21 protein-coding genes are annotated in these 22,250 nt (G+C 64.8%); 3 read left to right on the top strand and 18 right to left on the bottom strand.

The genetic code is table 11. The annotated features are described in order from the left end of the window. Positions 1 to 5 precede the first annotated feature (5 nt). The gene (locus tag ABG82_RS12420) at positions 6 to 1,055 is read right to left on the bottom strand and encodes an ADP-ribosylglycohydrolase family protein (RefSeq protein ID WP_109475906.1); all 1,050 of its coding nucleotides are present in this window, start codon (positions 1,053 to 1,055) and stop codon (positions 6 to 8) included. Continuing rightward, positions 1,021 to 1,638 (bottom strand): DNA-3-methyladenine glycosylase, encoded by a 618-nt coding sequence (locus ABG82_RS12415; protein WP_043079284.1) that lies wholly within the window; start codon positions 1,636 to 1,638, stop codon positions 1,021 to 1,023. The genes ABG82_RS12420 and ABG82_RS12415 overlap by 35 nt, the downstream gene beginning before the upstream one ends. A gap of 61 nt (positions 1,639 to 1,699) precedes the next feature. Here ABG82_RS12415 and ABG82_RS12410 point away from each other — a divergent pair, with 61 nt between their 5' ends. Beyond that, positions 1,700 to 2,305 carry a TetR/AcrR family transcriptional regulator gene (locus ABG82_RS12410; RefSeq protein WP_078343995.1) on the top strand — a complete coding sequence of 202 codons (606 nt, stop codon included), beginning with the start codon at positions 1,700 to 1,702 and terminating at the stop codon, positions 2,303 to 2,305. Here the strand turns inward: ABG82_RS12410 and ABG82_RS12405 are convergent. From ABG82_RS12405 to ABG82_RS12395, 3 genes are all read right to left on the bottom strand, one after another. Then, a complete protein-coding gene (locus ABG82_RS12405) occupies positions 2,295 to 2,498 on the bottom strand; it encodes a Trm112 family protein (protein WP_043079286.1) in 204 nt (67 codons plus the stop codon). The two genes, ABG82_RS12410 and ABG82_RS12405, sit on opposite strands and share 11 nt — an antisense overlap. 9 nt (positions 2,499 to 2,507) lie before the next feature. Beyond that, positions 2,508 to 2,987, bottom strand: coding sequence for a hypothetical protein (locus ABG82_RS12400; RefSeq protein WP_043079287.1), 480 nt, complete (start codon positions 2,985 to 2,987; stop codon positions 2,508 to 2,510). A 98-nt stretch (positions 2,988 to 3,085) separates the two neighbouring features. Next, positions 3,086 to 6,055: an acyl-CoA synthetase gene (locus ABG82_RS12395; RefSeq protein WP_043079288.1), complete on the bottom strand. Its 2,970-nt coding sequence runs from the start codon at positions 6,053 to 6,055 to the stop codon at positions 3,086 to 3,088. A gap of 121 nt (positions 6,056 to 6,176) precedes the next feature. Here ABG82_RS12395 and ABG82_RS12390 point away from each other — a divergent pair, with 121 nt between their 5' ends. Beyond that, positions 6,177 to 7,559, top strand: a complete 1,383-nt coding sequence (locus tag ABG82_RS12390) for a hypothetical protein (protein WP_043079289.1) — start codon at positions 6,177 to 6,179, stop codon at positions 7,557 to 7,559. A 2-nt stretch (positions 7,560 to 7,561) separates the two neighbouring features. Here ABG82_RS12390 and ABG82_RS29245 read toward each other — a convergent pair whose 3' ends face one another. The 13 genes from ABG82_RS29245 to pheS all read right to left on the bottom strand — a co-directional run bounded on the left by ABG82_RS29245 (position 7,562) and on the right by pheS (position 21,730). Beyond that, a complete protein-coding gene (locus ABG82_RS29245; RefSeq protein WP_043079310.1) occupies positions 7,562 to 7,852 on the bottom strand; it encodes a hypothetical protein in 291 nt (96 codons plus the stop codon). A 287-nt stretch (positions 7,853 to 8,139) separates the two neighbouring features. Further along, on the bottom strand, positions 8,140 to 8,766 hold the full coding sequence (locus tag ABG82_RS12380; protein WP_043079290.1) for a hypothetical protein: 627 nt from the start codon (positions 8,764 to 8,766) through the stop codon (positions 8,140 to 8,142). Beyond that, a complete protein-coding gene (locus tag ABG82_RS12375; RefSeq protein WP_043079291.1) occupies positions 8,763 to 9,536 on the bottom strand; it encodes a DUF4352 domain-containing protein in 774 nt (257 codons plus the stop codon). Before ABG82_RS12375 ends, ABG82_RS12380 begins: the two co-directional genes overlap by 4 nt. 9 nt (positions 9,537 to 9,545) lie before the next feature. Further along, positions 9,546 to 10,967, bottom strand: a complete 1,422-nt coding sequence (argH, locus tag ABG82_RS12370; protein ID WP_043079292.1) for an argininosuccinate lyase — start codon at positions 10,965 to 10,967, stop codon at positions 9,546 to 9,548. Further along, complete coding sequence (locus ABG82_RS12365; RefSeq protein ID WP_043079293.1) at positions 10,964 to 12,178, bottom strand: argininosuccinate synthase; 1,215 nt, start codon at positions 12,176 to 12,178, stop codon at positions 10,964 to 10,966. The genes argH and ABG82_RS12365 overlap by 4 nt, the downstream gene beginning before the upstream one ends. Before the next feature lie 22 nt (positions 12,179 to 12,200). After that, the gene (locus ABG82_RS12360; protein ID WP_043079294.1) at positions 12,201 to 12,689 is read right to left on the bottom strand and encodes an arginine repressor; all 489 of its coding nucleotides are present in this window, start codon (positions 12,687 to 12,689) and stop codon (positions 12,201 to 12,203) included. After that, positions 12,686 to 13,615 carry an ornithine carbamoyltransferase gene (gene argF, locus ABG82_RS12355; RefSeq protein WP_043079295.1) on the bottom strand — a complete coding sequence of 310 codons (930 nt, stop codon included), beginning with the start codon at positions 13,613 to 13,615 and terminating at the stop codon, positions 12,686 to 12,688. The genes ABG82_RS12360 and argF overlap by 4 nt, the downstream gene beginning before the upstream one ends. Further along, on the bottom strand, positions 13,612 to 14,814 hold the full coding sequence (locus ABG82_RS12350; protein WP_078343996.1) for an acetylornithine transaminase: 1,203 nt from the start codon (positions 14,812 to 14,814) through the stop codon (positions 13,612 to 13,614). The genes argF and ABG82_RS12350 overlap by 4 nt, the downstream gene beginning before the upstream one ends. Then, positions 14,811 to 15,692, bottom strand: coding sequence for an acetylglutamate kinase (gene argB / locus ABG82_RS12345; RefSeq protein ID WP_043079296.1), 882 nt, complete (start codon positions 15,690 to 15,692; stop codon positions 14,811 to 14,813). Before argB ends, ABG82_RS12350 begins: the two co-directional genes overlap by 4 nt. Beyond that, a complete protein-coding gene (gene argJ, locus ABG82_RS12340) occupies positions 15,689 to 16,903 on the bottom strand; it encodes a bifunctional glutamate N-acetyltransferase/amino-acid acetyltransferase ArgJ (protein ID WP_043079297.1) in 1,215 nt (404 codons plus the stop codon). Before argJ ends, argB begins: the two co-directional genes overlap by 4 nt. Next, positions 16,900 to 17,943 (bottom strand): N-acetyl-gamma-glutamyl-phosphate reductase, encoded by a 1,044-nt coding sequence (gene argC / locus ABG82_RS12335; protein ID WP_043079298.1) that lies wholly within the window; start codon positions 17,941 to 17,943, stop codon positions 16,900 to 16,902. Before argC ends, argJ begins: the two co-directional genes overlap by 4 nt. A gap of 257 nt (positions 17,944 to 18,200) precedes the next feature. Then, on the bottom strand, positions 18,201 to 20,675 hold the full coding sequence (gene pheT / locus ABG82_RS12330; RefSeq protein WP_043079299.1) for a phenylalanine--tRNA ligase subunit beta: 2,475 nt from the start codon (positions 20,673 to 20,675) through the stop codon (positions 18,201 to 18,203). Beyond that, positions 20,675 to 21,730 carry a phenylalanine--tRNA ligase subunit alpha gene (gene pheS / locus ABG82_RS12325; protein ID WP_043079300.1) on the bottom strand — a complete coding sequence of 352 codons (1,056 nt, stop codon included), beginning with the start codon at positions 21,728 to 21,730 and terminating at the stop codon, positions 20,675 to 20,677. Before pheS ends, pheT begins: the two co-directional genes overlap by 1 nt. An 84-nt stretch (positions 21,731 to 21,814) precedes the next feature. Between pheS and ABG82_RS12320 the strand changes: the two genes are divergently transcribed. Continuing rightward, entirely contained in the window at positions 21,815 to 22,240 is a 426-nt protein-coding gene (locus ABG82_RS12320; RefSeq protein WP_109475905.1) for a DUF6653 family protein, read from the top strand. Positions 22,241 to 22,250: the final 10 nt, after the last annotated feature.

Raw genomic sequence — 22,250 nt, 5'->3', positions numbered from 1 at the left:
GGGGTCTAGCCCGGCGGATACCGCTCATCCCAGGCCGGCCCGGGCTGCGCGACGAGGTCGTCGGCGATCGTCGTGATGACCTCACGCAATTCGAGTTCGTTCAGCCAATCGCTGGGCAGAGCCGACGTTCCCCACATTGCCCCCAAGATGTTCCCGGTGATGGACCCGGTCGAATCGGAGTCTCCGGAATGGTTCACCGACAGCCGGATTCCGTCCTTGAAATCGTGTGCGGCCAGTGCCGCGTAGACACCGATCGCGAGTGCCTCCTCCCCGACCCAGCCACCGCCCAGCCGCGCCGCCAGCTGCTCAGGTGTCAGCCGCGTATCCGCCAACTCGACGGCATGGCGCAACGCCCGATAGGTCTCGTCGTGGTCCGGTTCCTTACGCAGCAGCAGGCTCGCCGTGTCGATTGCCGCCGGGAGCGCCTTACCAGCCCGGACCTCCACGATGATCGCCGACAACGCGGCCGCGCTGAGGTACCCGCTCGGATGCGAATGTGTCAGCGCACCAAGGTCGGCAGATAGCGAGAAGACGCCGGCCGGATCGTCACCCATGAATCCCACCGGCGCGGCGCGCATCACCGCACCGCATCCCTTGGAGTTGTTCAGCCGGTGTGTGCGTGAACCATGTTGCCGGGCAGCCGAACTAGTCGATTCCAGCGCAGACAGACAGGTGTTGCCGGGGGCCCGCAGGGAATGCAGGCCGGGGATGGCGACCAACCACCCGTCGAGCACGTCGCGCGGCGCCTGACCGCCCTGGGTATGCAACCAGCGCAAGTATGCGCGGTGCGCGATCTCAACCGGGTCGTGCCCGGGTGCGCGGCGGGAACGGATGAGCGCCTCGGCGGTGAACAGGGTCATCTGGGTGTCGTCGGTAATGAGCATCGGTTGTCCGGCGGGCGGTTCGGTGATGCCGTCACGGCCGAACTGCAGCCTGATCCGCTCGATGCTGTCGAACTCGATGAACCCGCCGAGGGCGTCACCGAGCGCCCCACCGAGCAGTGTTGCGCGTGCCCGATCCTCAGCCATACAACTCCGTATCGGGTTGCGGCGCACGGGGACTGCGCCGATAAGCGGATACTTCCGGATATCCGGGCAGCCAGAATCGCCACGGCCGATCCGCCGCCACGCTAACACCTACCCGCGGACCCGCCAGTGCCCTGCGCCGCCTGCTCAATGTCAGCCGTACGGGGCTGGACGGCGAGAAAAGATCAAGGCCACCATCGGCCAGAGTGATGGCCAGAGCCGCCCCAAGATTCCCGGGCCCGCGCGCCAACCCGGCATCACCACGCGCGGTGGGCCGTCGCTGCCAACACAGCGGTGCCCCGTCGACGATCGCCGCGGCGCGCATCAGCACACCGGCGGCAACACCATCTGGGCCGCACACCACGTTGGCACACATATGAATCCCATGGCTCTGATACACGTACAGGTGCCCAGCGGGGCCGAACATCACCCGGTTGCGATTCGTCGGGCCACGGAACGAATGCGCGGCAGGATCGGGCCAGGGCCCGTCGGGCACGCCACCATAGGCCTCCACCTCCACAATCACGGCCGAGACTCCCCGCGATTCGATGGTGGCGCCGAGCAGGCGCTGCGCGGCCTTCACCGGATGGGTCGTCAGCACTTCGGCACTCACTCCACGATTGTCCTTGAACTCACCTACCGGGTGGCAGCGGCGGTTCAGTAACGTAATGCCGATGAGTTCCAAGCGGCCAGGACGCCGTCCCGGTGCCAGCAGCACTCGCGACGATATTCTCGCGAGCGCCCGAAAACTGTTCGCCGTCAATGGAATCGACAAGACCTCAATACGGGCCATTGCCACCGAAGCGGATGTCGATCCCGCGCTCATCCACCACTACTTCGGCACGAAGCTCGATCTCTTCCGTGCGGTGGTGCAGCTGCCCGTCGATCCGAGTGTGGTGCTACAGCCGCTACGTGAGGTTCCGATCGACCAGTTGGGGGTAACAATTCCCCGGCTCATCGTCACGCTCTGGGATTCCGAGCTCGGTGCCAATGTGCTGGCGGTGTTCCGCGCCGCGCTGACCGGCGCCGACGACGGATTGGTGCGGGCTTTCTTTCGGGAAGTCCTGGTCGACATCATCGCCGAACGCGTCGACAACCCGGTCGGTAGCGGCGTACTGCGTGCCGAGTTCGTCATCAGCCAGATGTCGGGAATCCTGGTTACCCGGTACATCATGAAGATCGAGCCGCTGGCTTCGCTGACGGTGGATCAGATCACCGCGACCGTGGGCCCGAACATCCAGCGCTACCTGACCGGGGAGCTGACGGGCCTCACGCAGTGAAGCGCTGGTGCTCCTCGTCGGACACATCACGCGCCTCGTCCGGCAACAGCACCGGGATCGAGTCCTCTATCCGGTAAGCCTTACGCAGGCGCGGGTTGTACAGAATCCCGTCGGTATCGCCGCCGACGAGCAGGAGCGTCCCGCGGTCGATCGGGCAGACCAGAATGTCTAGGAGTGCGGCATCAAGTGGCATATCGGTGGATCAGCCCAGCGGGATGTTCTGGTTGAAGATCTGCTGGCCACCGCCACCACCGACACCGATACCCGTCCCGGGATTGACGTTGGGAGGTCCACCGTTCGGGTTATTGGTTCCGTTGGTGCCGCTGATGCCGATGTGGATGGGCTGTTGCGGCTTCTGCGCGGCCTTGAGGAACTGCGTCTGCGTGGCGATGACCGACTTCAGGGTGTTGATCAACGGCATCTGGCTGGGCCGTTTGTCCAGCGCGACCTTGAGGGCGTCGTTCTGCGCCGAACTGACCTGAGCACCCTTTGCCCGCAGCTGCAGTGACGTGCGGACCAGATTGGAAACCTGACCACCGCTGGTACCCGTCGAGTATTCGTGCGCGATGTCGTCCAATACATCCGCGCCGGCGGTGCCGACACCGGGTCCCAGCACCAGCGCGGCGGATAGACCGGCCGTGGCCAGTGCGGCGCCCGCGAGGGCGCGTAGGCGTGTCGGCATGACGAGTTCCTTCCGGTATCGCGAACGTCAGCGTAACAACACGCCCGCACATGAGCAGCGGAAGGCGACACGAGCAGCGCGCCGGCGGGTGGGCGCCGTTACGGCGCGGCGCCCTGTAGCACCTCATACGTCGCCGCGGTGAGGCGGTGATAGGCGCCCGATTCCGAATCGAGATGCCACGTCTGCCGCCCCGGCTTGGGTAATCCGGACGCACGCAGATGCGCAGTCGACGGCCGATAGGAGGCGCTCAGTGGCAGATTGGGCACGACCTTGATGATGTCCGGCCGTTCGGAGATCGGGACGGAGACGAAGGCCTCGGCCAGATCCGCGGGCGACAGCGCCTCACCGGGGCGCAACACCACCGCAGTCACCGCGAGTGTCGTTTCACCCACCTCTACCGGGTACGTCGCGACCAGGTCGATGGCGCCGAGGGCCCCCAAGACATTGCTGGTGGCTTCCGCATAAACGACACCGTGCGCGTTGCGGATCGCGGTGCCCCGGCCGTCCAACATCCAGAAATCGCCATCTTCGTCACGGCGGAAGAGGAACTCGGACGAGACCCAGGTGTCGCCGGGAGCGAACACCCCACGTCGTACCGCGGCGGTGGGGTCCACGTCACCCGGCGGTTTGGCCAGCAGCAGGCCGACCTCGCCGGGCTCGGCGATCTGCACGAAGCCGTCCTCCCCCTCGATGATCACGTCTTCGATGGGGTCGTATGCGGCCAGCCTGACCTTGCCGCCGCCCGGCAGCGGGCGGCCCTTGCTTCCCACCTTGGTGCCAGAAACATTGGCCAACACCGCTTCCCCATCGGTCGTCGCGAAGAACTCGACGACGTGGGCGGGATCGAACTTCTCGGTGACCCGGCGCCACAGCCCGGCGGGCATACCGGATCCGATGAACAGTCGAACGGGATGGTGCGCACCGAGAGCCAGCGCCGGATCGTCGATCACCTCGTGCATCATCGCCCAGGTGTAGGAGACCACGCTGACGCCGTACTGGTGAATCTCCTGGACGAATCGATCAGGATCCAGCCCGCGTGACAACGCGATGCGCGCGCCGCCTGCCACCGCGCCGCCGATGCTGACCAACAACCCGGACTGATGGTGCAACGGCGTGAGGCAGTACACGGTGTCATTGGAGCTGAGCGCGGCGGCCGATGCGGTGCCGAACGCGGACAGCGCCCATCGGTGGTTGGTGATCTGTTTGGGGAGCAGCTTGGCGCCCGTGCCACTGAACATCACGAAGGCCAGATCGCGCGCCTGGCCCGGGTCGGGCCGGTACCAGCCGGGCAGCTCCACCGCGTCGGGGTCGATCTTCTCCATGTCGATGGTCGAACCGTCATCGGGAATCGACAGGTCACGCGACTCGCCGCCGCCGAGTACCAGTACGTGCACCGGAAGATTCTGTGCGGCAGGAAGATTTGGCGGGTCGGTGAGTAGCTCGGAGATCTCTCCCAGCTTGACCGCGACCTCGAGATCGGCGTCCGGCGGCAACAGCACAGCCACGGCGCCCAGCCGCGAGAGCGCCGCGATGGCGACCAGCGCACTGGGTCTGGTCTCCATGAGAATGCCCACCCGCACGCCTTGGCGGACCCCCACCTCGATGAGCCCCTTGACCACGTTGTTGATGCGGCGGTCCACCGCCTCGTAGGTGTGCACCCGGCCGTCGAACAGGAAGCATTCGCCATGCGGTGTGCGCCGCGCCTGCTCGGTCATCAACCGGCCCATGGAGATTCGGGTGTGATCGTGAATCTGCCCCAAGCGTGTCAGCCGCGGAAGTGTGCGAACCGCCTCCACGGCAATGGATTTCACCGACTTGTTGGCGGCGGCCGCTGCCGCTCCCGCGGTGCGGGCGGCAGTGATAGCCACCTCGGTGGTGGTACTCAGACCGTGTGCGACACGGGAGGCGAGCGGAACACCGCCGCGATCGAGCTGGCCGGCCTCGTGCTCGTACATGAGGTCCACTGAGGGAGGCTTCGCCGCCTCGCCTTCGCGCCACTGCACCCACTGGCTGACGGTGGGCCAGGTTTGGGCGACCGCGGTGGAGCCCACAACAAGACCGAAATGACCCGCGCGGATGAGGTATTCGTAGACATCGGCCTTGGGCGCCGCGCGCAGAATGCCGCGTACCGACGCGGGCTGCCCGATGTCGTCGACCTCACCCACGACCGCCAGCACCGGGCAGGTGATGTCACTGAGGGTCACCACGCGGTCATTGACGGTGAAACCGCCTGTGGTCATGCGGTTGTGCACCACGAACTGGCGCAGCAATTCGGCGATCGCCGGACCCGACCACGCTATCCAGCCCTCGTTGGCCAGGAACTTACGCTGCTGCTCGCGCGGAAGCAGGGCATCGCGGTCGTGCAGCTGCCGCAGGAAATCGAGGCGTCCCTTGATGGTTTTGACCGGATCCAGCATCTGGAATCCGATGCGGGCCGACCACGCCGGTATCGAAAATCGGCTGAACACATGGTCGGCCATGAATTCGGCGATGTCGGCCGAAAGCCCGGCCGGCATGCCCATGGGCATCGCGGCGTTGGCGTCGACAGGCGAGCCGAAGGTGATGATGCTTGCGATGGTCCGCGATTTACGTAGCGCCGCAGTCTGATAGCAGAACATGCCGCCCTGTGAGTAACCGGCCAGATGCACTTGGCGGCCAGTGATGCGGTGCACGGTTTCGATGGCGTCGCTGACCGCGACGACGTGATCGGACAGCGTGCGCTCCATGCCTCCGGCCATACGATCGGGGCTGCCGAAGTCGATGACCCATGGGTCGATGCCGGCCCGGTGCAGGATTCCCACCGCGCCGCCGTCCTGGGTCACATCCCACATATCGGCGGCCATCATCATCGGGTGCACCATGAGCACGACCGGGCCGGCGTCTTCTGTGCCCGAGCCCGGCGCGAAGTAGCGGCGCAGCCGGTACATGGGCACGCTCTCGACGATCTGATGCGATGAAGCGGTGCTGCCGGTCTCGAGTCCTCCCAGTCGCAGGACCTCCAGGCCGTTCTGCGCGGTGGCCGCCAGGCGAGCGACGGGCTTGGTCAAGGAGGAAATATTGAAGGCCACTGCTGCTCCTTAGATACCGGTCGTCCACCATATTGCCCAGGTGAGGCCTGCACATCCTGTCACAATGGGCGCACCGGCCAGACCAAATCCCTGTCACCCGGATCGGAGGCAGCAAGGGCAGGTGAGCCTCTACGATGGCGCGGTGGGGAATCTGTTGCTACGGCCGCTACGCCTCTGGGTGATGTACCTGCCCCAACTGGCGGCGTGCTATCTGTTGGGCCTGCTGGGACGCAACATCGTCATCGAGCTGGCGGCCAAGTATGCGTGGAACAACTATCTCGTGGTCGACCTACTGATGCCGTTCGCGGGTTTGGCCCGGCTTGGGTCGATCATTGCGATGTTCCTGGTCCTGCGCTCGGCGATTCCGGCGTTGGCGGCCATGCCCAAGATCTCTTTACGCAATGTCGACATATTCGCCAATATCGTGCTGCCATTTTTTGTTATCTATCTGGCTTGGAAGATGTTCCAGGATGACTGGCTGACCTACGAGCAGAAGGCTATGTGGCACCGTGTGGGCGCCCACATGACAACCGGCACCCGGGTAGTCAACTTGGGGGATGTTCCGGTTACCAATTACGTCTGGGTGCTGATTGCCGGTGCGTTTATCCTCCGGATGCTCTTGAACGTCAAGCCCATAAAGAACCGGCTGCCTGCATGGTTTGTCTTCATCAGGGTGTATTTGGATGCTTTGTGGGTCTTCCTGGTCCTGTCCTTCTCTGCCAGCAAGGGCGTGAACTTCTTCCTGAGTCCATCGGCGTGGTTCAAGGAACGCCGTATCGTCGTGTGGCTTGACGAAATGCGCAGCGAACTGTTCTCGCATTTTCGCCCTCTGGAAGTTCTCTGGACCTTCGTGAGTGACGCGTGGCAGATCGTCTGGGGTGCGGCGGCCGTACCACTGATCTGGCTGGCTATTGCCGGCATCGTTTACGGCTCGTCCAGCAATGCCAGCTGGCGGGGAGTACTGCGGCGGCTGGCAGGTGTTGACGGCAAAGTGGTGGCAGACAGACTCGCTCCCACCCGCGACCAGGTACAACGCCGGGTGACTGGCCGGGTGTCCGAGCAGACCCGAGGTAAGGCCAAGGATTGGCTGCTATCACAGTTCGGCAGCGCCAAGCCCATTATCGATTCGGCCCGCCTGGTGCTGCACGGAGGATTAGTCCTGCTGTCCGGCTATGTACTGGTGTACCTCTGCTTGGCGTGGTTGGACATGTCCGATAGTTTCCTGGCCACGCAAATGCAGGTCGGCGGATACCTGACTCGTGGTTTCGCCTGGGTGTTAGGCCCCCATCCACTGTCCTTCTGGAATGGTGTCGCCCCGGTATTAACGGCGATCTCAGGCGTGCTTGTCGCGTCCCTGAGAGTTTGCGTCATCACGTCGGTCTTCGCCCATTGTGTCGAAAAGGCAGAAGCGGAAGCAGCGGCGCTACACGACAACGAGGTTGTCGACTACCCAGCCGACTCCGACGACGCTCTCGCGGTAAATCCTGTTGTCGCCGATCAGTAGAACTAGGACAGCTCAAATCTGACCAAAATTTGATCCGAGCCGCCTACGGGGTTGACGAGATCGACAGCGGTCATGGTCACATCGTCCGGCACCAGGAAGGTGAACTCAAGGTTTCCTGGCTTGTCGCAGTGGTCGACCACACCGTCAACGAGCGGCACTGTGTAGATCAGGAAGGGGGCCTTCGACCACAGATGCTCACCATCGGTGATTTTTCCTTCGCAGAAGAAGTTCTGCGGAACCGGGCCGGAGCGTTCTATTGTCACCACCGCAAGTTCGGCCCCCTTGGGAACCACTCCGTTGGCTCCGTGAGGGGCTTTGCCGAGATGCCTGACTCCGGTGAGCCGCCAGGTCTGGCCGTATGCCTCCCCCGACTGGCCAGCCGCAATCACATGGAGCGGAACGACACTCGCCCGATAGTCGCGCCACGAATCACGGAACGAGACGGCCCATACCCCGGCGAAAACCGCGATGACGATTAGTCCTGCGATGGTATTGCGAAACCAGAGGCGTGACCGCAACGGTAACCGGCCTTGTTCGTGCTCACGCCGATGTCGTGGGCTTTCAGTACTCTGAATCTCACTCATTGCTTACCCACCAACGTCTTTGGCAGCGCGATGACGGATGCGTGCGGCGCGTGCTCCGCGTCGAGCGGAATGTCTATGACGAGCCGCGAATCCCATTTGTACTGCCCAGCGGCATAGAAAATGTACAACTTCGCGGAGCGGGCCTGCTCAAGAACCTGCGGGCTGACCTCGAATACGAATACACCGGTCGCAGGGATCAGTGGAGTCAGCGGCGCGCCAAGCAAGGTGGAACCCTCAAGCCGGCTGTCCGGTGTATAGCCCTTGTCGCCTAGCCCCAATATCGCGTCGGCTTGGGTAGCCTCGCTCATTGAAGTGATGGTGAGTTTGACGACGACCCATTGACCGGCGGACTTGATGTTTCGTTGACGCGGATAAAAACCGGTGTGTTTGACGACCGGCCCGATCCCTACCTTGGTCACCGTGGCCGAGAACAACCGGCCGGTTACCGAACTTCCCATGGTGCCGTGAACATCGAAGGCGTTCTGAGTTTCCGCGGCAGATGGCAGACGATTCCAGACGAAAACGGAGGCAGACAGCAAGAGAGCCACCACTACCGCCGTGCTGGAAATACGGAGAAGCGGTGAGGAGGTCCGGAAGGCCGCGAATTTTTCCCAGAAGATCACGAAGACACCTCCACCGGCACACTGGTTGTTGCGTTCTTGCCGTCATCAACCCAGCCCTCGCCGTAGAGCACCAGGCCACGGCTGAATTTCCGGTATGGCACCTGAACCAACACTTGGGATCCGGGGAGCACGGCGCCAGAAGGGATGCTCCACACCACCGCCACCTTCTCGGTGATGTCAGGTTGCAGCGCGATCACGAAGCTGCCGTCCTCGATGCGAAAAACCGAGGGTCTCTGGCTCTGAATCAGGGAAGCATCTTGTGCGTCTGCCACATTCGGCACGGAAAAATTGCCGCTGACGACGTCGGCCCTGTCCGAATTGTTGGTGACCTCCGCGAGGACCGCAAGGTAGGTGCGCCCGGGCTTCTCTTTCGCGATCACACCTCCGCCACCCGTGATTTCCGAAAGCAGCACGGCCTTTTTCACGGTAATGGTGAACTCACCATTGTCGAAGGGCTTGCCAAGATCGAAAGTCTGCGGTGTCTTGTCCACGGCATCCAAGCCGCCGAACCCCGCAGTGGCGAGAACCGCCACCACCGCGACAACGTGCCACATCTGAACGAACTCAAGGTCTTGCCACCACGACCGGACCCATGCGGTCAACCGGCCGACAACACCGTGTGGCGCCGGCAGCGTCGGGCTTTCCGTGCTCGACGAAGCGACTTCCACCGCTTCCGTCGCATCGGGGCGGCGCCATACCGCGTTCGGGTCGTCCGGTGTCTCTCCCCCCGGACCAGGGCCCGACAGTGTCGGGTCCGGCTCACCGTCCATGGCTGGATATTAGCCTGGATGGTGTCCGTTCCGGCCGCGAAGCACGTTCAGACGGGCCAACACCAGCTCACGCTGCTCCGCGACTCGCTCCGGGGCGGTGCCGCCACGCGCACTGCGTGAGGCAACGGACCCAGCGGTGGTGAGCACGTCGCGCACCTCACCGGTCAGGTCCGGGTGAATGGCCGTGAACTCATCGTCGGTGAGGTCCTCAAGCCCGACACCGCGGGCCTCCGCCACCCGCACCGCCTCCCCCGCCGCCTCATGGGCGATACGGAACGGAATACCTTGTCGCACCATCCATTCCGCCAGGTCGGTGGCCAGTGTGAACCCCGCGGGCGCGAGCTGCGCCATGCGATCGGTGTGGAATCGCAATGTCGCGACCAGCCCCGCCATCGCGGGCAGTAACAGCTCCAGCTGGGCCACCGAATCGAACAGGGGTTCCTTGTCTTCCTGCAGGTCCCGGTTGTAGGCCAACGGTTGCGCCTTCAAGGTGGCAAGCAATCCGGTGAGGTTACCGATCAACCTCCCCGACTTGCCACGGGCCAGCTCGGCGATATCCGGATTCTTCTTTTGCGGCATGATCGAACTGCCGGTCGACCAGGAGTCATCCAGCGTGACGTACCCGAATTCGGTGGTGCCCCACAAGATGATGTCTTCCGACAGGCGAGACAAGTTGATCGCGATCATCGCGAAAACAAATGCGGCCTCGGCGGCGAAATCGCGCGCCGAGGTCGCATCTATCGAGTTGTCGGCGGCCGCGGTGAAACCCAGATCCAAGGCAATGGCATCCGGATCCAGGCCCAACGAGGAACCCGCGAGCGCCCCGGCGCCGTACGGCGAGACGGCGGTGCGCCGGTCCCAGTCGACCAGGCGGTCGACATCCCGCAACAGCGGTTGTGCGTTCGCCAGTAGATGATGCGCGAGCAGCACGGGTTGCGCGGCTTGCAGATGGGTCTTACCCGGCATGATGGCATCGGGATGTGCGCCGGCTTGATCTGCCAGCGCCTGCACCACGTCCAGCACACCCTCGGAAACCCGCGCCGCGGCATCCCGCAGCCACATCCGAAACAGTGTGGCCACCTGATCATTTCGCGACCGACCGGCACGCAACCGGCCACCGATGTCGGCTCCGACCCGTTCGATCAGCCCGCGTTCGAGAGCGCCGTGCACATCCTCGTCGGTGTCCGCCGGCACGAATACGCCCGACGCGACATCGCGATCCAGCAGCCGCAGACCCTCGACCAGCGCGGCGAGCTGCTCATCGGTGAGCAAATCCGCCTTGCGGAGCACCCGGGCATGAGCGATCGATGCCCGAATGTCATAGGGCGCCAGGGCCCAATCGAAATGGGTGGACTTGCTCAGCGCCGCCAGCGCGGGCGCCGGGCCGCCGGCGAACCGGCCGCCCCACAGCGAGCCTTCGTTGGTGCTCACTTGCCCGACAGATCCCGCTGTGCGGAGATCTTCGAGGACAAGCCGTGAATGTGCACGAAGCCCTTGGCACTCGACTGATCGAAGCTGTCGCCCTCGTCGTAGGTCGCCAGGTTGAAGTCGTACAGGGACTCCGGGCTGCGCCGGCCGTTGACGGAGATGTTCCCGCCGTGCAGTACCAGGCGGATGTCGCCGGACACGTGCTGCTGCGTGTCGGCGACAAATGCCTCCAGCGAGCGCTTGAGCGGCGAGTACCAGAGACCGTCGTACACCAGCTCGGCCCACTTCTGGTCGGTGCGCCGCTTGTAGCGGCCGAGTTCACGTTCCAGGGTGACGTGCTCAAGCTCCTCGTGCGCGGTGATGAGAACCATCGCCCCCGGCGCCTCGTAGATTTCGCGACTCTTGATACCGACCAGGCGATCCTCCACCACGTCGAGCCGACCCACACCCTGTGCCCCAGCCCGCCGGTTGAGCTCGACGATGGCCTCCAGCACGGTGACAGGATTGCCGTCGATGGCCGTCGGTACACCCTTGTCGAAGCTGACGATCAGCTCGTCGGGCGCACCCCAGTTGAGGGTCGGATCTTCGGTGTAGTCGTACACGTCCTTGGTCGGCGCGTTCCAGAGGTCTTCCAGGAAGCCGGTTTCCACCGCCCGGCCCCACACGTTCTGATCGATCGAGAACGGCGACTTCTTCGTGACATTGATCGGAATCTCGTTCTCCGTCGCGAAGGCAATGGCCTTCTCGCGGGTCCAGGCGTAGTCACGAACGGGCGCGAGCACTTCCAAATCCGGTGCCAGCGAGGCAAAGCCGACCTCGAAGCGCACCTGGTCATTGCCCTTGCCGGTGCAGCCATGGGCGACGATCCCGCCGCCGTGCTCACGTGCCGCGGCAACCAGGTGCTTGACGATCAGCGGACGGCTGATCGCGGACACCAACGGGTACCGGTCCATGTACAGCGCGTTGGACTGGACGGTGGGCAAGCAGTACTCGTTGGCGAATTCGTCGCGTGCGTCCACCACCACGGCCTCGACGGCACCGCAGTCCAGGGCGCGCTGGCGCACCACTTCCATGTCCTCGCCGCCCTGGCCGAGGTCAATGGCGACGGCAACGACCTCGCGGCCGGTCTCCTTACCGATCCAGCTGATCGCCACGGACGTGTCAAGGCCGCCCGAGTAGGCGAGGATTACGCGGTCAAAGTGCTGTACGGGCATTCCTACTTCTTCTTTCTAGTTTCTAGGCAAGCTGTTCGAACTGTGCGGCGAGCTGGGCTCCGGTCAAGGGTTCGCGGGCGATCACCGCAATGGTGTCATCCCCCGCAATGGTCCCGACAACGTCGGGTAATGCGGCGCGGTCGATGGCGCTGGCGAGGTAGTGCGCGGCGCCGGGCGGTGTGCGCAGTACCGCGAGATTACCGCTGGCATCGGTCGATACCAGCAGCTCCCCCAGCAACCGGGAGAGCCGGTCGGTGCCACCGGACACTCCGCGGACGGGACTGCCGTCCTCGGGCACCACGTAGACACCCACACCGCCGTCGGCCGCGCGGAGTTTCACCGCGCCGAGCTCGTCGAGATCCCGGGACAGGGTGGCCTGGGTGGTTTCGATGCCCTCGGCGGCCAACAGCGCTGCCAATTCGCTCTGGCTGCGCACCGACTGCGTGGACAGCAGCGCGATGATGCGGGCTTGCCGTCCGGCCCGGGTATCGGCCGCGTGCGAGGCTGTCATCGTCGTTGTTCCAGCAGCCACACCAGCAGCGCCTTCTGCGCGTGCAGGCGGTTCTCGGCCTCGTCCCACACAGCACTGCGCGGTCCGTCAATCACCTCATCGGTGATCTCGTGGCCGCGGTGCGCGGGAAGACAGTGCAGGACAACGGCTTCGGAGTCGGCCAGGCCGAGCAGATCCTCGTTCACCTGGAACGGCCGGAACGGGCGCACCCTGTCAAGACCGTCATTTTCCTGGCCCATCGACGTCCAGGCGTCGGTGACGAGCACATCGGCGCCGGACACGGCGGCACGCGGATCCGCGGTGACCGACACCGAAGCACCGGTGCTCGCGGCGACCTTCTCGGCCTCGGCAACGTATTTGGCGTGCGGCGCGAACCCGCCGGGCGCCGCGATGGTCACGTGGATGCCCGCGGTGACACCACCGAGCATCAACGAGTGCGCCATGTTATTGGCGCCATCACCCAGATAGGTAAGGCGCAGCCCGGACAGCGAGCCCTTGCGCTCGGCGAGCGTCTGCAGGTCAGCGAGCACCTGGCACGGGTGAAAGTCATCAGACAACGCATTGACAATAGGGACGGAGGCGCCGCTTGCCATGGCGGTCAGGCGTTCCTGGGCGTATGTGCGCCACACGATGGCTTCCACGTAGCGCGACAGCACCTCCCCGGTGTCTTCGAGGGTCTCTTCACGGCCGAGCTGCGTCGTGCGGCTGTCGACCACGACCGCGTGCCCGCCCAGCTGTGCGATGCCCATTTCGAACGAGAACCGGGTTCGGGTGGAGTTCTTCTCAAAGATGACCGCGACACCGCGCGGTCCCTCCAGCGGGCGCCGCGAGAACGGCGCCTTCTTGAGTTCAGCTGCCAGCGTGAGGACTTCGGCCTGCTCTGCCGGTGAGAGGTCGTCGTCCCTGAGAAAATGACGGATACTCATGCCTGCTCCTGTTCTGCGGCGGTGTCGAGGATTCCCGGCAGCGCGGTGACGAATTCCTCGATCTGTGCGTCGGTGATGATCAGCGGTGGCGCCAGGCGCAGCACATCGGGCGCGGCCGCGTTGACAAGGAACCCCGCTTCACGGGCGGCCGCCTCCGCAGTCTTGGCGCGAGGCTCGGTCAGCACGATGCCGAGGAGCAGCCCCGCACCACGCACCCGGTCGACCAGAGGGTGTTCGAGCCCCTCGATGGAGTGGCTCAGCGACTTACCCACGGCTGCCGCGTGATCGAGGAGGTTCTGTTCGTCCAGAACGCGAAGCACCGCCAGTGCTGCCGCGGCGCAGACCGGATTGCCGCCGAATGTGCTGCCGTGCATGCCCGGGGTGAGCAACTCAGCGGCGGCCCCTGTCGCGATGCAGGCGCCGATCGGAAGCCCACCGCCCAGGCCCTTGGCAAGAGTGACGACATCGGGTGTGATGCCAACCTGCTGATGGGCGAAGAACGTTCCGGTACGGCCGATTCCGGTTTGTACCTCGTCAAGCACCAGCAGTGCGCCATGGCGCGCGGTGATCTCGCGGACCCCGGCGAGATAGCCCTCCGGTGGCACGACCACTCCCCCTTCGCCCATGATCGGCTCCAGGAACACCGCGGCGGTATCGCCGTCGACCGCCGCCTCGATGGCAGCCAAGTCGCCATACGGCACATGGACCACTCCGGCGGGCAGCGGCTCGAAGGGCGCCTGCTTGGCCGGCTGCCCGGTGAGCGCAAGCGATCCCATGGTGCGGCCGTGGAACGCACCCTCGGCCGCGACGACCTTGGTGCGCCCGGTAAGCCGAGTCAGCTTGAACGCGGCCTCGTTGGCCTCGGTACCAGAATTGCAGAGAAAGACCTTGCCGGGCACGCCCAGCCGTGCGACCAGCGCCTCGGAGAGTTCGATGGCGGGCCCCGTCGCGTACAGATTCGAGGTGTGGCCGAGCGTGGAAAGCTGTTGCGTGACAGCGTCGATGACAGCTTGGTTACGGTGGCCCAACACGTTGACGGCAATGCCACCCAGCAGATCCAGGTATTGCTTGCCATCGACATCGGTGACCACGGCGCCCTCGCCCTCGGCGAGAACGACCGGCGGGGTGCCGTAGTTGTTCATCATGACGTGCTCCCAGCGCTGCTGGGCCGCAGACGTACCGTCTTGTGTCTCGTTCACGACACCTTCCTCACGATTGTCCCGACACCCTCGTCGGTGAATAGTTCAACCAGCACACAGTGTTCGACACGTCCGTCGATGATGTGGGCACTGGGCACCCCGCCATCCACGGCGCGCAGGCACGCCTCGATTTTCGGGATCATGCCCGATTCCAGCTTCGGCAAGAGCAGCCGCAGATCTTCCGCCGCGATTTCCGTCACCAGGGATCCTCGGTCAGGCCAGTCGGTGTATAGGCCCTCGATATCGGTGAGCATCAACAGACGCTCGGCGCCGAGGGCTTCCGCGAGAGCACCGGCCGCGGTATCCGCGTTCAGGTTGTGCACCACACCGTCGGCATCCGGCGCCACCGTGGACACCACCGGAATCCGCCCGGCGTCTATCAGGTCGAGAATCGCTTCCGGGTTTACCTGCGCAACATCGCCAACCAATCCGATGTCAGTCTGGACTCCGTCTACCGTCGCGGTGCGCCGGACTGCCGTGAACAGCTGAGCGTCCTCACCCGTGATACCGACGGCGTAAGGCCCGTGGTTGTTGATCAACCCAACCAGCTCGCGGCCCACCTGGCCGAACAGCACCATGCGTGCGATGTCGAGGACCTCCGGCGTGGTTACCCGGAAGCCGCCCTTGAATTCACCTGCCACGCCGAGCTTTTTCAGCATGGCACTGATCTGCGGGCCGCCACCGTGCACGACAACCGGATGGATGCCGCAGTTGCGCAGGAACACCATGTCTTCGGCGAAGGCGTTCTTCAGCGCGTCGTCGGTCATCGCATTGCCGCCGTACTTGATGACGACGATGGTGCCGTGCAGCTTCTTGAGCCACGGAAGTGCCGCCGCGAGCACCGCGGCCTTCTTGATCGCCTTCTTCGTCGCCTTCACGAGCTGTACGCCGAGTTCTCTTCGACATAAGCGTGCGACAGGTCCGTGGTGCGGATGGTCGCCGACCTCTCTCCGGCGCCAAGGTCGATGAGCACCTCGACATCCGGCCCCGACAGATCGATGTCCCGGGCACTGGGCAGGCCGGTGCAGTTGGCGCACACAAGATTTCCGTTGAACGACACCGTGACCCGATCTGGGTCGAGCTCGATCGGGGCCATGCCGACTGCGGCCAAGACCCGGCCCCAGTTGGGGTCGGAACCGAACAGAGCCGTTTTCACCAGGCTGTCGCGGGCGACTACCCGGGCGGTGGCTACCGCGTCGTCCTCACTGGCGGCACCGGTGACGGTGATCAGTACCCGTTTGGTGACGCCCTCCGCATCGGCCTGCAACTGTGCCGCGAGATCGTCACACACCCGAAGCACGGCTTGCGCGAATTCCTCTGCGTCCGGGGTCATCTCGCTGGCCCCGGAGGCCAACAGCAGTACGGTGTCATTGGTCGAACAACTGCCGTCGACATCGAGCCGATCGAAGGTGCGTGTGGTGGCAGCACGAAGCGCCGATTCCAGCTGCTCGGCCGGTACGACGGCATCGGTCGTGATGACCACGAGCATGGTGGCAAGGGACGGGGCAAGCATGCCCGCACCCTTGCCCATGGCGCCGACCGTCCAGCCCGCTTTGTGATGCAGCGCCACTTCTTTGGGCACGGTGTCGGTGGTCATGATGGCGTGCGCGGCATCGGTTCCGCCGCCCAGGCCGCCGGCCAATTCGTGCACGATCTCCTGCACCCCGGCCAGCACCTTGTTCATCGGCAGCCGGTCACCGATCAAGCCGGTGGAACACACCGCCACCTCGATGGCACCGGTTTCCGTGCCCCAGTCACTCAAGGTCTTGGCGACTTCTTCGGCGGTGGCGTGACTGTCCTGGAATCCCTGTGGGCCGGTACAGGCATTGGCGCCACCCGAATTGAGAATCACCGCACGCAGACGGCCCGTGGTGAGCACCTGCTGCGACCAGAGCACCGGAGCGGCTTTCACCTTGTTACGGGTGAAGACACCGGCCGCGGCGTAGTCGGGGCCCTCGTTGAACACCAAGGCGAGGTCCGCCTTCCCGGACGCCTTGATGCCCGCGCTGATTCCGGCGGCCTTGAAGCCCGCGGGCGCCGTGACGCCCTGGGTACGTACGAGCGGTGAAGCGACAACGTCATTGGTCATGGTGCTACCCCCACAATGGAAAGGCCGTCGGCTTCGGGCCAGCCGAGCGCAAGGTTCATGGACTGGATCGCGGCGCCGGCGGTGCCCTTCACCAAGTTGTCGATGGCCGCGATGGCGACCAGCACACCGGCGTCAGGGTCCACGGCAAGCCCGATATGTGCCGCGTTACTGCCTGCCACCGCTTTGGTGGTGGGCAGCTGTCCTTCGGGCAGCACATGAATGAATTCTTCAGTGCCATAAGCCTCTTCGTAGGCACCACGAATCTCGGCAAGGGTGGCCGTGGTGGGCGCCGTGCAGGTCGCGAGGATGCCCCGGGGCATCGGAATGAGTACCGGGGTAAACGAGACACTTACCGGCTTGCCCGACGGGTGCTTGAGCCCTTGGGCGATCTCCGGAGTGTGCCGGTGCGCCCCGGCGATGTTGTACGCGCGGGCCGACCCCATCACCTCGGAGGCAAGCAGGTCCGCCTTGGGAGCCCGTCCCGCGCCGGTGGTGCCGCTCACCGCCACCACGGTGACCGACGGTTCCACCAAACCCGCGGCCACCGCGGGCGACAGTGCGAGCAGGGCGGCCGTCGGATAACAGCCCGGCACCGCCACCCGCTTGGTGCCGTGCAGTACGTCACGCCCACCCGGCAGCTCCGGCAGCCCGTACGGCCAACTTCCCGCATGTTGCGACCCGTAGTAGCGCTCCCACGCCGCGGCATCGGTCAGCCGGAAGTCGGCGCCGCAGTCGATGATGAGGGTCTGCGGGCCAAGTTCTTCGGCAATCTTTGCCGAGGAACCATGAGGTAGAGCAAGGAACACCACGTCATGACCACGCAGCAGCGCGGGATCGGTCGGCTGTAACTTATGGTCAGCCAGCGGCGTCAAATTTGGGTGATGCTCGATGAGGCCACTTCCGGCATTGGAACCGGCGGTCAGCACTCCAATACGAAGACGGCCCGCGGCGTATGCCGGGTGCGCCAGCAGCAGGCGCAACAACTCGCCGCCCGCATATCCGCTGGCACCGGCGACCGCGACCGAGAACCCAGTAGTCATAGCGCCAATTCTGTATCATTATGCAGACAAGCGCAAATATATTCGAAAATTGTTCGCTTGCACATTCTCAACCTCAACTTGAGCTAAACGGTGTAGTGCTCAGTTCCCACAGTTACGGTGAAGTAGCTGGCGTACAGCGCCGGCAGTTGATAACGAACGAATACGAGAAGGGAGCCTTCCATGTCGGATCGTGCCGATCGTCAGCGCCAGGAGCAGCACCGCGAGCAAGCGGACCAGCGCCGAGGACAGTAACGCCGCTAGGCGCGTTGGATCGCCCCGACGCGCTCGGCCGTAGAAGCCACCGCCGCCACCCGCGCGGCGGTGGCTTCGTCTTCGGTGAGGGTTCGATCCGCCGCCCGGAAACGCAGCCGGAAGTTCAGCGATTTGTTGCCCTCGCCAACCTGGGGCCCCGTATAGACCTCCACCAGCCGGACGTCTTCGAGTAATTCCCCCGCGCCCTCGCGCAGCGCACCGGTGACCGCATCGGCCGGCACCGTCGCCGCGACCACCAGCGAAACATCTTGATGAACCGCCGGGAACGGCGAAATCCTGGGCGCCGGAAGTGGATTGGTAGCGGGCAGCGCATCGAGGCTGAGCTCCAGGGCGCAGGTCCGCTGCGGCAGACCGAGCCGCTCGATCACCGCGGGATGCAGCTCCCCAGCATGCCCGACGACCTGGCCGTCCACCACGATCTGGGCGCAGCGCCCCGGATGCCATGGCAATTCCTCACCGGCACGCAACGAGACATCAACGTACGCGGCGCGGCCGATGATCCGGGCCGCCTCCAGCGCGTCGGTGACATCGGCGATACGCCCACGGCCCCACGGACCGCTCGGCTCACGCGCCCCCGCCAGCACCAGCGCCACATGCACGGGTTGCGCCGGCAGCGACTCGAGTAGCGCGTTGAGCTCGGCCTCCGAGGGCCGGTCACTCACGTCGAGCAGTGGAATCGCCCGAGTGGTCTCCGTCGGCCGTACCACCTGACCGATGGTGAACAGTGCGACATCGGTGGCTCCGCGGGAGATATTGCGGGACAAAGCTTCCAGCACTCCGGGCAACAAGGTGCTGGCCAGTTCCGGCCGATCCGATTCCAGCGGGTTGAGCACCTTGGTGGTGCGGCGCCGTGGGTCGTCGTCGGCCAGACCCCAGGCATCGAACACTCCCGCGGGGAGGAACGGCATCGGCAAGATCTCTGTGTATCCGCTCAGCGCCAGCGACTTCCCTACCGCGCGCCGACGGCGTTGGGTCGGCGTGAGGCCGCCGCCTTGTGGCGCCGCGGGCAGTATCGAGGGGATGTCGCCCAGACCTTCGAGCCGGAGCACCTCCTCCACCAGGTCCGCGCCCTCTGCGATGTCCGGGCGCCAGCTCGGCGGCGTGACTCGCAGTGTGTCGCCCTCGACGACCACCTCGGCCCCGATCTGACGAAGCCGGCGTTCCACCACGCCGTCGGCATAGGCGATCCCGGCGATCCGCGAGGGCAGGTCGACGGCCATCACGATCTCCGGCCGGGCCTCGGCCGCGGCACTCCAGTCGGTGAGTTCAGCAGATATGGTCCCGCCGGCGATCTCACGCAGCAGAGACGCGCAACGGTCAAGCGCCGCAACGGATATACCCGGATCCACGGAGCGCTCGTAGCGACGTCCGGCCTCGCTGTGCAGGTGTAGTCGCCGTTGGGTGCGTAGCACCGCGGCCGGGTCCCAGACCGCGGCTTCCAGCAGCACGTCCGTGGAATCCGCACGCATCTCCGTGCTGCCTGCGCCCATGACACCGCCGATGGCGGTGACACCGGCATCGTCCGCGATCAGCACATCGCCGGGCTCGAGCTTGCGGTCCACGTCGTCCAGCGTGACCACCGTTTCGCCGGGCGCCGCGAACCGGACCCGGAAATCACCGCTGACACGTGCCTTGTCATGCGCATGCATCGGATGACCGAGTTCAAGCATCACATAGTTGGTGGCATCGACCGCCGGCGAGATCGCCCGGATTCCGCTGAGCAACAATCGCCGCTGCAGCCACCACGGCGAGACCGCCGCCGGGTCGATCCCGATCACCGGACGCAGCCCAAAGCGCTTGACGCCGGTTCCGGCGTCGACATGCACAGGCAACGACGGCCCATCGGCGGGGAGGGGCGGTACTGCGGCGGGATCGACGAAGTCCAGATCGTAGGCACAGGCCAGATCACGAGCGAGTCCCCGGACCGATAGGCAGTACCCACGATCCGGCGTGATGGACAGATCGAAGATCGCGTCGTCCAGCCCGACAACAGCGAGAGCGTCGGCACCGGGGACCGCGGTGCCCGGAGGCAACACCAGAATCCCCGATGATTCGGCACCAAGGCCCAGTTCGGCCGTCGAACAGATCATGCCGTCGGACGTGTGCCCGTAGGTCTTTCGCGTGGCGATGGTGAAATCGCCCGGCAGCGTGACGCCCGGAAGCGCGACCACCACCAGGTCATCCACCGCGAAATTAGATGCCCCGCACACAATTTCACGAGGCCCGGGCTCACCCACATCAACCAGGCAGAAGCGGATCGGCTTCTTGAATTCAGTGAGCTCGGTGATCTGGGCGACCCGCCCCACCACCAGCGGGCCGCTCACCGGGCCGGGAATCACGACCTCTTCGACCTCGTGGCCGATTCGGATCAGGGTCTCTTCGATATCGGCGGGGGTGGCGGAAAACTCCGGTGCGCCTACCCGTAGGACGTCGATCAGCCAGCTGTAAGGAATACGCATCAGGCACTCACTCCGAACGGAAGGCTGAAACGGACATCGCCCTCGATCATGTCGCGCATATCCGGCAACCCATTGCGGAACTGCAAGGTGCGCTCCAATCCCATCCCAAATGCAAAACCGCTGTATACCTCGGGATCAATACCGCTGGCCCGCAAGACATTAGGGTTCACCATGCCGCAACCACCCCATTCGACCCAGCCTGCGCCCCCCTTCTTGTTCTCAAACCACACATCGACCTCGGCCGAGGGTTCCGTGAACGGGAAGAAGTGCGGCCGCATCCGGGTGTGCGCCTGTGCGCCGAACATCGCCCGGGCAAATGCGTCGAGCGTGCCCTTGAGATTGGCCATGGTCAGTCCCCGGTCCACCGCGAGTCCTTCGACCTGATGGAAGGCGGGCAGATGGGTCGCGTCGATTTCGTCGGTGCGGAATGCGCGACCCAACGAGATCACATAGACGGGCAATTCGCGTGCCAGCAGAGTCCGCACCTGGACCGGTGACGTATGCGTGCGTAACACCTGACGAGAGTCTTCGGGGGCGATGTAGAAGGTGTCCTGTGTACTGCGCGCGGGGTGATCGGGCAGAAAGTTCAGCGCGTCGAAGTTGAAATGCTCGGTCTCAACCTCGGGACCGTCGGCCACCTCCCAGCCCATGGCGATGAAGGTGTCGGCAATGTGCTCGGACAAGATCGTGATGGGATGGCGCGCACCGAGCGGCTGCCGTGTCGTCGGTAGGGTGACGTCGATACGTTCTGCCACGAGTACCGCCGCGTCGCGTTCGGCACGCAGCACTTCCAGCCTCTCGTCGTACGACTGTTGCGCCTGCGTGCGCGCGGTGTTGACGAGCTTGCCTGCCTCGGCCCGTTGCTCCTTGGGAAGCGAACCCAGGGCTTGACGCGCCTGCGCCAGCGGCGATTTCTCCCCCAGATGGTCGACCTTCGCCTGTGCGAGGTCGTCAAGGTTGCGGGCGCCGTCAAATGCCACGCGGGCAGCGTTAACAGCAGTCGCTAAAGGTTCCGTTGAAGACTCCACCGAAGGATTCTGGGTGTGTTCGGCCACGGATGCCGATCATAGGGTAAGGCGGGTTAGCCACCTTCCCGTCATACCGGACGGACGCCGTGCCGCACGCCTAATCTCGACGGTATGAAGGGCGAAGCGGTACGCCACTGGGTCTTCCAACGACACTGCCACCCGATAAGCGCTTGGTCCCGCTTGGCGACTACACCCCTGTTGCTTGTTCCGCTGTGGACCAGACGATGGCGCTGGGCGATCCCCATCGGGGTGTGGCTGGCGATCAATCCGATCATGACACCGCCACCCGCCGACGATCGTTCGTTCGCGACCCGGGCCATACGCGGCGAGGAGATCTGGATGTCCAGACCCACCTCGGATCCCGCGCTCACCGCGCTCAGCCTCGCGGGCAGCACGGCACTGGTGTCGGCGCTTACTGCCGCATGGCGGCGTTCACCGCTGTGGGCAGCGACGGGCACCGCAACATCCATGATCGTCACCTTGCTGGCCTGGGACAGGTACGGCCGAATATGGGAGGCGGCCCGGAGCGGACGATGATGTCTGATTT

The organism is Mycobacteroides immunogenum, assembly GCF_001605725.1.
Classification (GTDB): domain Bacteria; phylum Actinomycetota; class Actinomycetes; order Mycobacteriales; family Mycobacteriaceae; genus Mycobacterium; species Mycobacterium immunogenum.
The sequence above is the reverse complement of the archived record's forward strand: the minus strand, read 5'-3'. Positions and strand labels throughout refer to the sequence as shown.